The organism is Pseudomonas sp. NFX71, from assembly GCF_048079215.1.
GTDB classification, from domain to species: domain Bacteria; phylum Pseudomonadota; class Gammaproteobacteria; order Pseudomonadales; family Pseudomonadaceae; genus Aquipseudomonas; species Aquipseudomonas fluorescens_B.
This window is the reverse complement of sequence record NZ_CP182230.1, coordinates 4,475,826-4,490,983: the sequence shown is the minus strand read 5'-3', so window position 1 is coordinate 4,490,983 and position 15,158 is coordinate 4,475,826. Positions and strand designations below refer to the sequence as shown.

At 62.4% G+C, this 15,158-nt stretch carries 9 protein-coding genes; 5 read left to right on the top strand and 4 right to left on the bottom strand.

Translation table 11 applies throughout. The features are described from left to right. Positions 1-11: 11 nt before the first annotated feature. From ACM1ZW_RS21055 to ACM1ZW_RS21045, 3 genes are all read right to left on the bottom strand, one after another. Positions 12-1,964, bottom strand: a complete 1,953-nt coding sequence (locus tag ACM1ZW_RS21055; protein WP_416739268.1) for a YncE family protein — start codon at positions 1,962-1,964, stop codon at positions 12-14. 79 nt (positions 1,965-2,043) lie between these two features. Then, complete coding sequence (gene mnxG, locus ACM1ZW_RS21050; RefSeq protein WP_416739267.1) at positions 2,044-7,860, bottom strand: manganese-oxidizing multicopper oxidase MnxG; 5,817 nt, start codon at positions 7,858-7,860, stop codon at positions 2,044-2,046. Positions 7,861-8,066: 206 nt separating this feature from the next. Continuing rightward, positions 8,067-8,675: a lytic transglycosylase domain-containing protein gene (locus tag ACM1ZW_RS21045; RefSeq protein WP_017337941.1), complete on the bottom strand. Its 609-nt coding sequence runs from the start codon at positions 8,673-8,675 to the stop codon at positions 8,067-8,069. 193 nt (positions 8,676-8,868) lie between these two features. Between ACM1ZW_RS21045 and gspG the strand changes: the two genes are divergently transcribed. From gspG to ACM1ZW_RS21030, 3 genes are all read left to right on the top strand, one after another. Beyond that, a complete protein-coding gene (gene gspG, locus ACM1ZW_RS21040; protein WP_017337940.1) occupies positions 8,869-9,318 on the top strand; it encodes a type II secretion system major pseudopilin GspG in 450 nt (149 codons plus the stop codon). Between the two features lie 12 nt (positions 9,319-9,330). Continuing rightward, the gene (locus ACM1ZW_RS21035) at positions 9,331-10,518 is read left to right on the top strand and encodes a type II secretion system F family protein (RefSeq protein ID WP_017337939.1); all 1,188 of its coding nucleotides are present in this window, start codon (positions 9,331-9,333) and stop codon (positions 10,516-10,518) included. A 149-nt stretch (positions 10,519-10,667) separates the two neighbouring features. Then, complete coding sequence (locus ACM1ZW_RS21030; RefSeq protein WP_416739266.1) at positions 10,668-11,228, top strand: hypothetical protein; 561 nt, start codon at positions 10,668-10,670, stop codon at positions 11,226-11,228. Between the two features lie 83 nt (positions 11,229-11,311). Here ACM1ZW_RS21030 and ACM1ZW_RS21025 read toward each other — a convergent pair whose 3' ends face one another. Beyond that, complete coding sequence (locus ACM1ZW_RS21025) at positions 11,312-12,208, bottom strand: LysR family transcriptional regulator (protein WP_017337937.1); 897 nt, start codon at positions 12,206-12,208, stop codon at positions 11,312-11,314. 160 nt (positions 12,209-12,368) lie between these two features. On the opposite strand from ACM1ZW_RS21025, the gene ACM1ZW_RS21020 reads away from it, so the two are divergent. Both ACM1ZW_RS21020 and ACM1ZW_RS21015 read left to right on the top strand, forming a co-directional pair. Next, complete coding sequence (locus tag ACM1ZW_RS21020; protein ID WP_416739265.1) at positions 12,369-13,388, top strand: alpha/beta hydrolase; 1,020 nt, start codon at positions 12,369-12,371, stop codon at positions 13,386-13,388. A gap of 203 nt (positions 13,389-13,591) precedes the next feature. After that, positions 13,592-15,028, top strand: a complete 1,437-nt coding sequence (locus tag ACM1ZW_RS21015; RefSeq protein ID WP_017337935.1) for a mechanosensitive ion channel family protein — start codon at positions 13,592-13,594, stop codon at positions 15,026-15,028. Positions 15,029-15,158 lie beyond the last annotated feature (130 nt).

Genomic DNA, 15,158 nt, shown 5'->3' with positions numbered 1-15,158 from the left:
CGATTTCCTCTTCAGTGGGCATCGCCGGGCAGGACCCGAACGCTGGCAAAAGTCTTGTTGTCGAAACTCGCGCCCAGGGATGCGGCGCGCACATGCAGGTACCAGGCGCCCTGCTGGTCGAGGTTCACTGGCGCTTCATAGACCCCGTTGCCGATCTCAAGGGCGGCGACTGCCCGGGCGCGCGAAGTTGGGGCGCGGAAGTAGCGCACCTGAACATCCTTCAGGCCACTGCGCTGTGCCTTCTGCTGGCCTTGAACGATGCGGAAGCGCACGGTGTAAGGACGGTCGAGGACAGCGGTGGACGTGTCGAGCATGAATTCGACTGTCGGTGCGCCGGGGAGCTTGGCAAGGCGTGTATCCGGCTCTACCAGTGCGGTGAAGCAGTGGATGATGTTTGGCTGATTCAGCAGAAACGCCACATCGAACCGGCCTGCGTCTGGCAGCCTGATACGCGCGCTGTACAGCCCCGGCTCGACTTCGCGCAGGCTGCGGTCGATGACCAGGGCCGCCCGCGCCACCTGCCCGCGATTGGGGTAACCGGACATCGGCGCGTTCATGCCTTCGGCGTAGAAATAAGTGGTGTTGTCCACCGGATTGACCACGAACACTGCGTTGTCATCACGCGACACCGCGAGACTCGAAGCCAGGGGCAAATCGCCGGCCAGTCGTGGCGCCTGCGGCCCGGCTTCGAAGCCTTGGCTGATCGGCACGCGGCCCTCGCCCAGCGACGACAGGTTGATCATGGTGACTTTGGCCGAGGCCAGGCCGCGCACGTAGGCGTAGGCCTTGGTGAACACCACCTGGTAGGGTTCGGCGGATACGTCCAGCTCATGGATCAGCGCGTCGGTGCCGGCGTCGATCACGGCAGCCTGGTTCTCCAGCGTGTTGAGCACGATGCCAAAACGACCGTCTGCGCTGAAACCCATCGGGCCCAGGCCCTGCCTGGTTTTGATCACCCGGCGCACATCAAGGCTGGCGCCATCTACGACGGTGACGGTGCCGTCCTTGCCGTCAGCGACATACACCGCCTGGGACAGCGGCGAATAGACCACCGACAGCGGGTTGGAGCCGGTTTGAAGTTTTTTGCTGATTGTCAGGCTGGCGATGTCGATGATGCTCAGCGTTCCGTCGTCACGGTTGCTGACGAAGGCGAAACGGCTGTCCGTGCTGAAGGCAATTTCGTGGTGCCCGCTACCAGTGGCCAGGTGCTTCAGGGCCTTCAGGCTCTGGGGGTCGATCACCGTGACCCCGGACTCCTCAGCCTTCGATGCGTTATTGCCGACCCACAGCAGGCGCTCGTCCGGTTGCAATGCCACGCGCACCGGGTGGCTGCCGGCGGTGACCGAGTCGATCAACTTGAATTGCTCGCTGTCGATCACCGCCACTTCGCCGGCAGTGGGCATGGAGATGAACACACGTTTGTTGTCTCGGGTGGTGACCCAATCCATTGGCGGTTGCTTGAGGTCGATGCGCGCCATGGTGCTGGTGATGCCACCCACCGAAACCGAAGGATCGACCACCGAAACGCTGGCGTCGCGGTTCATCACCAAAAGGAAATAACTGTTGAGGTCGAGCAGCGGCCGCGCGCCGATGCTGGATTTGAGGAAGACCCCGACCCGGGATTTGCAGCTCTGCTCCCGGCCCTGGGCCTGATCGGCGGCGACGGTTTCCGGGTCCAGCCAGGCACCGGGATTGACGCCCGACAGCGGTTGACCCGACGCACTGTCACTGACCCGGAAGCGTACGTCGGCAAATTCGCCTTCGCGCAACACGCCGTCCTCGGCCAATGGCCGTACTTCCAGCGCGACCGACACACCATCGCGCTGCAGCGTCTGGCCACTCCAGGTGTCCGGCAGCGCCACTTCGGTGAGCAGGGTCTGCGGTGTCGTGCGCCAGACGCCGAGCCAGACCAGCGCTATTGCGACAATCAACACACCGCTGGCGACCTTGATTGTTCTATTCATAACGCATCTCCCCTCAGTTACGCGTCACACCGGTCCTGTGGCGAGGGAGCTTGCTCCCTTGCCACACTATGTCTCGCAACTACGGCGTCGGTGCCGGTTCGGGTTCGTTGGTCACTCGCAGCAATCCCCACAACCCGGCGGTGTTGCCGTAGGCGGCGTAATCGCGGAACAGGTAATCGCCCGGTATCGCGTTGCTGCCCCCGGCGCTCGGGTGCATGAAGCTGAAGTGCGCCGCTGGCAGGATGCTTTCGTGGGCGCCGATGTACATCGACATCGGGTTGTAGCCGAACCGCACCGAACCCACGCCCGGCGAACTCATCGGGTAACCCCCGGTGTCGCTCTTCTCCGACTGGAACGGGTTGACCGACCAGACGTGCCCGTCGAGCTGGAAGGTCGTGCCGCGGCTGCCACCGGTAGGCATCAGGATGTGCGTGCGGAACGGTTGCCCCGGTTTCACATACAGCACCGGTGTCTGCGGATCGCCCCCCACCAGCGCATTGCTGTAGGCCATGTGGGCGTTGGGCACGTCACCATAACCATGGCCGTCGGCGTGACCGAACGGCGCATCCGGTGGCAGGCCGAAGCGGAACCACATCGGCTCGGTCTTGTAGTTGATGGCCATGCTGGAATTGTCCTGCGGATCGGTCGGTACCCCGGCCTCCGAGGCAATGCCTTCCACCGGACGCCCATTGGCCCAGCGCATATTCAATGCCTTCTGCCAGACCATCGCAAAGTCGCGGTAGGTAGTCTGTGCGGGCGCAGTGACGGTCGCGTTCACCTTGCGCGCATCCTCAACCCAGGTGGCGCCGACCGGCAGGACGCTCATTGCACCTCCCAGGCCTTTTTGCGGCTGCTTGATCACATCTGCCGGAGTGAAATTCAACCCGCCAAATTCCACTGCCGTAGCGTTGATGTTGTCGACACTGCGACCCAGCTGCGTGATCGGCTTGCCTTCACGTTCCAGGTGCCCGGCGTAGTACTGATAGGTACGCGTCGGGTACGCACCAACGGTGCCGACGCGTGGTGGCACGGTCTGGATCGGGTTGGTGCCGACGTTGGTGCCGTCGGACTTGGTGATGTCGTACGCCAACAGCTGCGCGTGCAGACCGACATGGCTGGACGGCCGCATCAGGTTGTTGCTGAAGGTGGTAGAGCCTTCGCCATTGTTGCGGTCTCGCTTGACCATGCCCATCACCGACGCCGTCTGGGTCAGGTCTGGCATGACCAGGGGCAGACGGTTTTCCAGGGTGATGTTGATGCAGTCCCCTGCCGTCGCGCGCAGCACCAGCGGTTCGACAGGCACACCGGGGTTGAGCTTTCCGGTGATCGGGTCAAGGTCGCCCTTGCGCACATAGAGGATTGCCGTCGGGTCATGCAACGGCCCGTTTTGCCCGCCGATGGTGAAGGTCGTTCCGTCTTCGGGGTCGTTCACTGTCACCTGAGGAATGCTCACTGGGCGTGAGTTGAACACCAGGGTGCCGCCTGCCGGGTTCAACGCCCCACCGACGTGTTGAGCGAGCCCGGCCGGATCGCCGATGGTCAGGCCCAGCGGGTTGCCGAGAATATCGTTCGCCAGTGCCGCGACCACTTCATACTTGCGTTGCACAGTTGGCCGTGTACCGATGCCGTTGGGGTTGGCGCTGTACCGTGGGCAGGAACCTTCGAACGCCACTGTGTTGCGCATCCCGGCCGGTTTCGGGTTGTTCGGCAGCGCGAACAGATCGCTGCGCTGGGCCGTGTAGTTGCGCATCACGCCCCAGATCCCGCTCCAATAGCCTTCCAGAGAAGCGTCCATCGAGTACAGGTAATCACCTGTGGTCGCCGCCGAACTGGAGAGCATCGAGACGGGCGCGATGAAGCCCATCTGCTCGGAGATCCCGATCATCTGCGACGAGCGCCAGCCGGAGTTGGAGCTGTTGCCAAATCCCGAGCCGCTTTGCAGCCACTTCACGCCGTGCAGGGTCACGTTGTGCTCTTCTTCGTGGCCACCGGCATGCACCCGCAGCCGCACGTTGTCACCGGTGTAGGTGCGCAGCATTGGGGTAAACGGATCGCCCGGTTCGGCGCCGCCACGGTTGATGTGCGGCGGGAACTGAGTGGTGCCGCCGGTCGGGCCGGTGGCAGCGGTAATCAGGTCCGGTGCCAGGTTCATCGCCGGGATCGCACGGTCGGTGCGGCTTTGCATGGCATACGCCAGGTCGCCACCGAGGCCGTCCGCCTGCATGCCGCGCTTGCCGTCCGGGCCGACCTTGTTCGGGTCATACACTCGCAGGGCCAGTGGTTCGTTGCGGTAATTGACCACAAACATGCCCGGGTCATCGACCGAGATGGCTTGTGGGCAAGGCCGGCTTGGACAGCCTGGCATCAAGCCCCCACGGGCTTCGACCACCTGCTCAAGCAGCGTCTCGGCTTCCTTGCGCACCGGCGGGTTGATCGCGTAGCGGAAACTGTCCGCGGTGGCCGGGAACGCTTGCGGGTTCGGCACGCCATTCGGGCCGGCGCCGACGTACACACCGGCTTCATAGGCGTGCTGGAAGTCGCTGTATTCGAGGAAGAACTCGCGGAAACTGTCGTTCTTGCCATCGCCGTCCAGGTCGCCGGTGGACACCACCGCTTGCCACGACGTCGGCCCGCCATCCTGCCGCGCGCCGCTGTACAACGGCTCGCCGGTTTCGGCGTGGAACCAGGTGGAACCGGCCGGTTCAGCCAGCACGGTGGCGTACAGTCCAATCTGTTGGTGAGTCGATGGGCCGAGGTGGTCGTGGGTGAAGATGGTCCCCAGCCCACGGTCGACCCCTTTGGCGTTCACCACCGGATCGACAAACCAGCGCTGCATCGCCGTGCGCGCACCGACCCAGTCAGCCCGGCCGAACTGACCGAAGTATGGGTGGTTTTTAGCCTTCGGACAGGCAGGTGTGCCCTCACGCGGGTCGCTGCCCGTGCATTGGTTGAACTCGCGAATGGCGTGGATACGCTCCTGCACAGCACCGGGGGAAAGCACGCCGTCTTCGTAGTTCCAGCCGTTGGCCGAGCCGTCGGCGGCCGTCAGGTCCCACTTCGGCAGGTGAATGTGCTGGCCGATCACGTCGGTCGGCGTGCGCACCTGATAGTCATCCATCTCATAGATGGCCGGCACCAGGTTGGTTTGCTGGTACTGGACGCAGTCGAAGGTGTTCATGCGCATCACCAGCGGTTCTGGCGGACGCTGCTTGGTGATCACCGGCCAGGCGTCTTCCCACAGCGCCAGGATGCGCGCCTGCGGGAAGTGGTAGCCGACCTTGTTGTAGACCGCGTCGAACTGGATGTTTGCCGCTTTGTAGACGCGTGGGCGGTCGGCGGTGAAGGTCGAGGCACCGGTGTAGGACATGCCGTCGATTCGCTCGCCGCTATTGAACTCGCCAGTGCCGGCGCTGCTGGTCAGGCGTTTTTGCCGGTCGTCCATGCACGGTTCGTAGTAAGGCGCACCCGCCATCGGCAAGGCGCCGTTGGTGCGGAAGTTGCGCGCAACGATTTGGTTGCCGGGCAGTAGGGCAAAGCTCGGGTGGTCTTTTTTGGCGTGGAAGGCCATGGCAGCCTGTTCGACTTCGGTGCCCTCTTCCGGCATGTAAATCGGTTTGGCGCGGGTCACCTCCTTGGAGAAATCCAGGGATGTGGTCACGGTGTGCGCCACGCCACCGGCAGAGAACCCGTCGAGGGAGTGACGCCCCAGACCGCCATCCCAACCACCGGACTGAGCCGGGTCGAGATTCGCCCACAAGGCATTGCCACTGGTCTTCAAGGCCTGCGCCTTGGTGGCGTCGAGCATGTCCAGCGGTGGGGTCGGCGGACGTTGGCCGACCGAGCTTTCCATGCCACCGATCCAGAATGGATAACCCGGGTTTTTCAGGCTGCCGTCGGCATTGCGGTTGGCCTCGCTGCGATCCACCAGTGCCAGGGAACCGATGGCTTGCGGGCCACCGTTGCCGCCATGGTGTTCACCGTCGTCTTCATCATCGTCGTCATTGCCGGCGACGAGGGTCTCGCCGATTTTAGGCACCACCGCGACTTTGCCCGGCATCGGCGCCATGGCTTTGCCCGGCAACGGCACGACCGCTGGAATCGGTGTCCCGGCAACGATCTCGCCATCGGGCAAAGCCCGGGCACCAGCGGCCGGTTTGCCGCTGCGCAGTGCGTAAGGTTCGCTGTGAAAACCGTCGGCGCCTTGCTGGGAAACTTCCAGTTTGGTGCCCTCTTCAAACACGTCGTGCACTCGCCACATGCTCCACATGCCCTGGGCGAAGTGCGGGTAGAAGTGGCAGTGATAGATCGCATCGCCCGCAACACGGTTGCGGTTGCCCGAACCGCCGTTGGCGATTTCATAGGTGTAGCCGGCCCCCGGACCGATGCCTTGGGCATCCACATAGTCGGAGTTGTCATCGTTGGGGTTGAACAGCCACTGATGACCGTGCAGGTGGAAGATGTGCTGCTCGTGACCGTTGTGGGTGTTGCGGAATTTGACGAAGTCGCCGATGTAGCTGTGGTTGACGTTGGACGGCTCGGACGGATACAGCGCCATGGTCGCCTTGACCCCGACCTGATCGGCGCTCGGCACTTGACCGGGGAGAATGCCTTCCAGACCGGCGTTGGCCGGTACGTCCACCAGCATCGCTACGTCGCCGACGGTGTGGGAACTGAGGAAAAATTCTTCATAGGCACAGGACAGGCAGTCGTGCATCGGCCCGACGCCCAGTCGGTTGGCGACCACCTCGGCGCCCATGCCGCCGGAGCCGTAGTTGATCATGAACGAGTCGCGGGTCGGCTCCAGCACGTGAGCCATGACCGGGTCTGCCCAATAGGCGGGGAATGCCTGGGTCGCAGCGGTCTCATCCTGGAACTGCGAAGCGAAATCGCGGAACGGTTCCAGCCGGTTGGGCAGCGCCGGGTTGCGCTTGCCAATGGCTTCCAGCGGATAGGTCGACGGCGGGAAGCTGCCGTCGGCGTTGCTGCCCATCACGATCGCATCGCTTTCGCTGGAGATGATTTCATTGCCGTCGACCATGCTGATGATCGGCGTGCCGGCCTTGCCTTCACGAATCCACGGTTCGCGCTGCGGGTAGCGAGCCTGGTAATCGACAATGGGTTGACCGGCCGGGGTGCGACCGCTGCTGGCCAGGCGCATTTCCTCTTCGGTCACGGTATTGCGATAGGTGCGGCCGCCCTTGGGCACCACCACCACTTGGCCGAACAGGCCGTTGGCGACGTTGCCCGCATCGCCCTCGCCACCGAACGTTGCACCGCGGCTGCTGGCGGCGAAGGCACCTTCGCGCTCGGCGTACAAGGTGTAGGAGCGGGTTGCACCCGGCGGGATCAAGGTGTTGGCATTGCGTCCGGTAAAGGACGCGATGTCATCGATGCTGTTGACTGCCTGCATCCCGTTGACCTGGAAGCCGACGTGGCGGTCGGTGACCTGCTCATCGACTTTGAAGTTCTCTGCAGCGCCGATGTTCACCTCTCCCTCAATCTCGCCCTCCTCCCCGTTGTCGTGGCTGCCGGGATTGGCCTGGTAGGCAAGCAGGTTCTGCAGATTGATGGTCAGGCAATCACCGGCAGCCACCCGCAGCACCAAAGGGCGCGGACGCTTGTCGGGCCGCAGCGAGACTTTGCCCGGTACGGCCGCACCGCCGTGGGCCAGGGACATGTCATGGTCATCGACCACGTCTCGACGCAGGGCGAACATCATGCCGTTGGCGTTCTGTGCGCCGAGGCGGTTGAACATCAGCGGCTGATCCAGCGCCACGACATTCGCCACCAGATTGCGCTCGCAGCGCAAGGCGGCTTCGGCCATCTCGACGCCCAGCATAGACGCCATCAACAGCAGCATTTTTAACAAGGACGGAGCGTGGTGCATGCCGGTCATGATCGCGGGCCTCGCTGTGGGTGCTCACAGGGAATAATTCTCGACAAATCCCCTTGAGCAATCCGCATGCCATAAATATTGTTGTTGTTTTTCATCAGGTTACATAAACGACTTGATAACTCGGGGGATATTCCCCACCCATTCCCCACTTTCCCGCCGGGGCCACCATGCCCCAGTGTTGGGGCAAGGTTCCCCACGTTCGCCAATCACAGCGGCGCATCCACGGCCAGGCCCTGCAAGCGGCGATATTGGCGCAGCACGCTCGGCACATAACGCTGGGTTTCGGCGAACGGCGGAATCACCCCGCCACGGCTCAGCACCGCTTGCGGGCCGGCGTTGTAGGCCGCCACGGCGAGGGCGATGTCGTTGTCGAACAGGGTCATCAGGCGCTTGAGGTATTTGGCCCCGCCCTGGATGTTGGCCTTGGGGTCGTAGACGTTGGTCACGCCCATCTCCCGGGCGGTCTCGGGCATCAATTGCATCAGCCCTCCCGCCCCTTTGGCCGACCGCGCACGGGCGTCGTAGGCGGACTCGGCCTGGATCACTGCATGCAACAGCGCCGCCGGCAATTCATTGGCCGTGGCGGCTGCCGACACCAGCTCGGCATAGGGTTGCCGGGCAATCATCTGCGGCTGTTGATCGAAGCTGACCAGTGACGATTCAGGCTCGTGAATCACCCGTTCATAGGTACGACCGGGACGGTGGACATTGGACAAAACGTAGCTGCCCTTGCTGTCCACGGAAACGAACACATCAGCCTGAGCTGTACCTGCCAGCAGCACACAGCCGAGCAGTCCAGTGGTGAGTGTTTTCATTTTTTGTCTCCCCTGACCGGCCCCGAAAAATGGGGCTAATGCCCCAATGGCCGGTAGTGAACCAGCCGTACGCAAGCACTGTGCCGAATGCGCGAAGGCCGGTAATTCAGGGGTTGCAGAAGGTAGTCCGATGGTGAGCATGGCAATTGCATGAGCGGTATGGCGACCCTTCTGCCGACTGTGTGAGGTCATCATGAATCAGCGTCTGTGTTGTGCCCCGCTTCACTGTTCACCGCGAGCCCAGCGCGGGTTCACCCTGCTCGAACTGTTGGTGGTGCTGGTGGTGCTCGGGTTATTGGCCGGCATCGTCGCGCCGAAGTATTTCGCCCAGTTGGGTCGCTCCGAAGTGAAGGTGGCCAAGGCGCAAATCGAAGGCCTGGGCAAAGCGCTGGATTTGTACCGTCTGGAGGTCGGTCATTACCCATCGACCGAACAGGGGTTGCAGGCGCTGGTCACCGCGCCCAGCGACGAGACCCGTTGGACCGGCCCGTACCTGCAGAAAAAATTGCCGCAGGATCCTTGGGGCCGTAACTACACCTATCGCTACCCCGGCGAAAACGGCGAATACGATTTGCTGTCCATGGGCAAGGACGGCCAGCCCGGCGGTGAAGGCGAAAACGCCGAAGTCACCAGTTGGCAATGACGGGAGGCGACCATGCGCTTTCATCTCAAGGCGGTCGGCAAGGCTGGCGTGGTCGCGATGACCATCGAGGCCCAAGGCGACAGCGAAGCCCGGCGCATGGTCGAGGACCAGGGGCTGCGAGTGGTCAGCCTGCACGCCGAGCGCCATTGGCGCGCGTTGCGATTGCACAAGCGCGAGACCTTCAACCTGGTGTTGTTCAGCCAGGAACTGACCACGTTGCTCAATGCGGGCCTGCCGTTGATCGATGCGCTGGAAAGTCTCGCGGAAAAAGAAACCGCGCCACAGGCCCGCAAGACCTTGAGCGAACTGGTGCGCCTGCTGTACGAGGGCAAATCGTTTTCCCAGGCGTTGGCTCAGTTGTCGGCAGTGTTCCCTCCTCTCTATGTTGCGCTGGTGCAGTCCAGCGAGAAGACCGGCGCCGTGGGCGATGCCCTGGGCCGTTACGTCAGCTATCGCCAGCGCATGGACGAGGTTCGACAGAAGATCGTCAGCGCGTCGATCTACCCCATGCTGTTGCTGGTGGTGGGCGGTGGCGTGGTGTTGTTTCTGATGGGCTATGTGGTGCCGCGCTTCAGCCTGGTGTTCGAAGGGCTGGGCAACAACCTGCCGTGGCTGTCGCAAGTGCTGATGAGCAGCGGAATGTTCCTGCATGCTCATCAGGGCGAATTCTTCGGCACATTGGCGGCAATCGTCGTCGCCCTCGCCTTCCTCCAGCGCCAACCGGCCTTTCGCCGGGGTGTGGACCGGGTGATCGAAAAACTCCCGGCGGTCCATCAACGCATCTTCATGTACGAACTGGCGCGCTTCTACCGCTCGCTGGGGATTCTGCTGCAGGGCGGCATCCCCCTTGTCACGGCCATGGGCATGGTCCGCGGCCTGCTCACCGTCGCCTCCCGCGTGCGCCTCGACCAGGCCTGCGAACGGGTGCGCGAAGGCCAATCGCTGTCCGCCGCGCTGGAGCTCAATCACCTTGTCACTCCGGTATCCCTGCGCTTGCTGCGCGCCGGCGAGCAGTCCGGCAACCTCGGGCAGATGATGGAGCGCAGCGCCGATTTCTACGACGAAGAAATCAGCCGCTGGATCGAATGGTTCGTGCGGTTGTTTGAACCCTTGCTCATGACCTTCATCGGTCTGCTGATCGGGGTCATCGTGATCCTGATGTACATCCCGATTTTCGAGCTGGCCTCAAGCATTCACTAGCCCCGGGGGCAGGACCGGGTTGTACCGCTCATCGCTCGTCGACGGTGCAACTGAATAAATCTGGACGTTGCGGTGTTCACCCACTGAATCGAGCAGCACGTTGCATTGTTCATCAACGCTCCAATCTGAATAAGAAGACGGAGAACGACATGCACATCAACAAGCTTTTACTGGCGGTAGCGATTGGCGCAATTTTGTCGGCGTCGACCGTATTGATTCCGGACAGCCTGTCCGGAGTATCGAGCGCACAGGCCAAGGACGGCGGGAGTGGAGGTGGCGGCGGCAGTGGTGGTGGTGGCGGTGGTGGCGGCAGCGGTGGCGGTGGCCACGGCGGCTCTGGCGGTGGCCACGGCGGAAGCGGGGGCGGCGGCAACAGCGGCGGCCATGGTGGAAGCGGCAGCGGCGGCAACAGCGGCAACAGCGGCAACGGTCACAGCGGCAGTGATCATGGTTCGGGACACTCTGGCAATACGGCCTCATCCGGCCGCAATGGCACCCATGCCGAGCCGGGAGACGATCACGGCGTTCATCACGCGGGTGAAATTGGCCATAACCGTGGCGTTCATCATGCCGGCGAAATTGGCGATGACCACGGCGTTCACCGCTCCGGTGAAATTGGTGATGACCATGGAGTTCATCGTGCTGGCGAGATCGGCGATGACCATGGTGTGCATGTCGGTGGCGAGCCGGGGGATGACAAAAGGTCCTGACCGCCATTGAGAAAAGGTTCACCACAAATCCCTGTGGGAGCCGGGCATGCCCGGCTCCCACAGGGAGTGTGCGAACCCTCCCTCTACAATCCACCCTCGGTCTGATCCAGCCGCTCACGCAAAAACTCGACCAACGCCTGCACCGGTCGCGAACTCTGGCGATGCTGCGGATACACCGCCGACAACGTCAGCGGCTCCGGGCGAAACTCATCCAGCACCGGCACCAGCCGTCCATCCTTCAATGCCGCCCCGACAATAAACGTCGGCAGGTAAGTAACCCCCATCCCGGCAATGGCCGCATCCTTGAGCAACTCCCCGTTATTGACGCGCATCCGCCCGGTGACATTGACCGCCAGCGGCTTGCCCTGCCCTTCAAAACGCCATTGCACCTGACGCCCGTGGCCGTACGGCAGGCAGTCATGCGCGTGCAAGTCTTCAGGTTTGAGCGGCGTACCACGCTCGGCCAGGTAAGCCGGGCTGGCGCAATACACCCGCTGGATGGACGCGATGCGTCGGGCGATCAGCGTCGAGTCTTCGAGGGTGCCGATGCGCAACGCCAGGTCGTAACCCTCGCCGAGCAAATCCACCGGGCGATCGCTCAAGTCCACTTCCACCGTGACATCGCGATAGCGCTGCAAGAACAACGGTAGCAGGCAGCCCAGATGCGCCAGCGCAAACGACAACGGCGCACTCACGCGAATGGTGCCGCGCGGTTCAGTGGTCTGGCCGGCGATGCCCTGCTCGACCTGTTCGACTTCGCCGAGCAGGCGCAACGCGGACTCGTAGTAACTCTGGCCCAGCGGCGTGACGTCCAGCCGTCGTGTGGAACGGTTAAGCAGCCTTACGCCGAGGCGCTCTTCCAGTTGCATCAAACGCCGGCTGACGAACTGTTTGGACAGTCCCAACTGATCGGCCGCAGCGGTGAAGCTGCCGGAGTCCATGACCTGGCAAAAAATACGCATATCTTCGAACGGGTTCATTGTCACACTCTGGTTGACAGTTAAACGCTTTATAGCTGCTTTTTCCCTTTTCGGCATCCCATTAATCTGTGTCCACGGTGTTGCTGAGGCCTGGATCCCGGCGCAGCAGCAACCCGAACCTTAGGTGACCAACCTCTAATCAATTAAAAAGGATTTCCTCATGAACCTCGTCAAAAAAGCCCTGACCGCGTCCCTCCTCGCCCTCTCCGTCGGCAACGCTTTTGCCGCTGGCAGCCCCGGCGTCGAACACAACACCCAAGCCTTCCTCGAAGCCCTCGCTGCCGGTGGTGGCAAGCCGCTCGAGCAACTGAGTCCGAAAGACGCCCGTGCGGTGCTCACCGGTGCGCAAAACTCGGTGAAGGTTGATCTGTCGGGTGTGGACGTCAGCGATCGTGCGATCAAGGTCGATGGTCAAACCATCAACCTGAAAATCGTACGGCCGGCCAAGGTCAAAGGTGAGTTGCCGGTGTTCATGTTCTTCCACGGTGGCGGTTGGGTGTTGGGCGATTACCCGACTCACCAGCGTCTGATCCACGACCTGGTGGTCGGCTCCGGCGCCGTTGCGGTGTATGTCGATTACACGCCGTCACCGGAAGCGCACTACCCGACCGCGATCAACCAGGCCTACGCCGCGACCCGCTGGGTGGCTGAACATGGCAAGGACATCGGCGTCGATGGCAAGCGCCTCGCCGTAGCCGGCAACAGTGTCGGCGGCAACATGGCGGCGGTCGTGGCGTTGATGGCCAAGGAACAGAAAGCCCCGGCACTGCGCTTCCAGCTGTTGATGTGGCCGGTGACCAACGCACAGTTCGATACCGGCTCGTACCAGCAATTTGCCGAGGGCCACTTCCTGACCAAAGGCATGATGAACTGGTTCTGGGACAACTACATCACCGACCAGGCCGAGCGTGCGCAGATCCATGCCTCACCGTTGCAGGCCAATGCCGAACAGCTCAAAGGCTTGCCGGCAGCGTTGGTGCAGACCGCCGAATTCGACGTGTTGCGTGACGAAGGCGAAGCCTATGCCCGCCACCTCGACGCAGCCGGGGTACCGGTCACGGCGGTGCGCTACAACGGGATGATTCACGACTTCGGTTTGCTCAATCCGCTGAGCCAGATTCCGGAAGTGAAAGCGGCGGTGCGTCAGGCAGCATTGGAACTCAAGACGCATCTGAACTGAGTCCACAGCCTTCGCCACACAAAAATGTGTGGCGAAGCTGCTTTTGTGGCGAGGGAGCTTGCTCCCGCTTGAGTGCGCAGCACTCACAAAACTTGCATTGTTGCGAAGATTTTGGGGCCGCTTCGCCGCCCAGCGGGAGCAAGCTCCCTCGCCACAATTAGTTTGCCTGCGATCAACACCCTCATTCCCGCCGGAGTTGTCCCATGTCCTTACTTCTCGGTCATCTGCTCTCCTGGAGCGTCCTGCTGCTGGTCATCGACGCCGTGCTCTGGCACCTCGCGCCGTTCAAGCATCGCGTCACACGGGTCGGTGTGCGCCTTGCCCTGTTCGTGATGTTCAGCGCGCTCATCATCAATGCCGGCGTCAGCCCCTTGCAGGCGCCGCTGTTTGCAGATGACCGCGTGGTGCAACTGGGTGCCACGGCACTGGGGATTCTCTGGTGGTTGTACGCCGCCCGGGTGCTCACCGAAGTCATCGGCCTGGTGCTGATGCGCCGCATCGGTCACAGCGGTCGCTTGCTGCAGGACGTCATCGGCGCACTGGTGTTTCTGATCGCCATCGTCGCGGCGGCCGGCTACGTGTTGGAACTGCCTGTGAAAGGTTTGCTGGCAACGTCCGGGGTGGTGGCAATCGTCGTCGGCCTGGCCTTGCAAAGCACCTTGAGCGACGTGTTTTCCGGGATCGTGCTCAACACCACCAAGCCGTATCAGGTGGATGACTGGATCATGATCGACGGCGTCGAGGGCAAAGTGCTCGACATCGACTGGCGCGCTACCCACATGCTGACCAGCGCCGGCAGTACGGCGGTGGTGCCGAACTCGGTGGCGGCCAAGGCGAAAATCGTCAACCTGAGCCGGCCGAACAACATGCATGGTGTGTCGATCAGCATTCAGGTGCCCAACCACATTCGCCCGCGTCGGGTCCTGGATGCACTGGATCGTACGCTTCAGGGCAGCAGCCAGTTGTTACTCAACCCGGCACCGAAAGCGGTGCTGAAAGAGGCTGGCGAAACCATGTCCGAATACGTGGCCAGCGGCTTCATCGCCGAGCTTGGCAAGAAAAGCGAAGTGCGTAATCAACTGTTCGACCTGGCCCATCGGCACCTCGAAGCGGCGGGCATTTCCCGTCAGCTCGACGGCGTGATCGAACCGACAACCCGCGCACGGGCGTTGCTGGATGAGGTGAAAGTTTTCCGTTCCTTGAGTGAAGAGGAACGCGATCAGATGGCGCAGTCGATGGTTGCGCAGCAGTACGCGGCCGGTCAGGTGGTGCTGGCGTTGGGTGAAGTGCCGGACAGTCTGATGGTCATTGCCACGGGTGTGGTCAGCGCCACCGTTCCCGACGGTACAGGGCAAACCGAAGCCGGTCGCATGGGGCCGAGCGAAGTGATGGGCGAACAGAGCATCCTTACCGATACGCCGTCACAGGCGACGTTCACCACGCTGACCTCGTGCATCATTTACCGGATCGACAAATCCCTGACCCGTAGCTGCATGGAACAACGGGTTGAAGTGGGTCGGGCGTTGAACAAGTTACAGGCGGTAAGGCAGCAAAACAGCCGGTTGGCGTTGCTGGCCAAACCGGTGCAAATCAAGAAAGGCGGATTCCTGAGCTGGCTGCAGAAACGCCAACAAGCCTGACTGTATCGAGGGGCCTTTTTGTGGCGAGGGAGCTTGCTCCCGCCGGGCTGCGAAGCGCCCCCTGTTTTATGAGTGCTTCGCACTCAAGCGGGAGCAAGCTCCCTCGCCACAGAAGGGGCTCATTGAGACA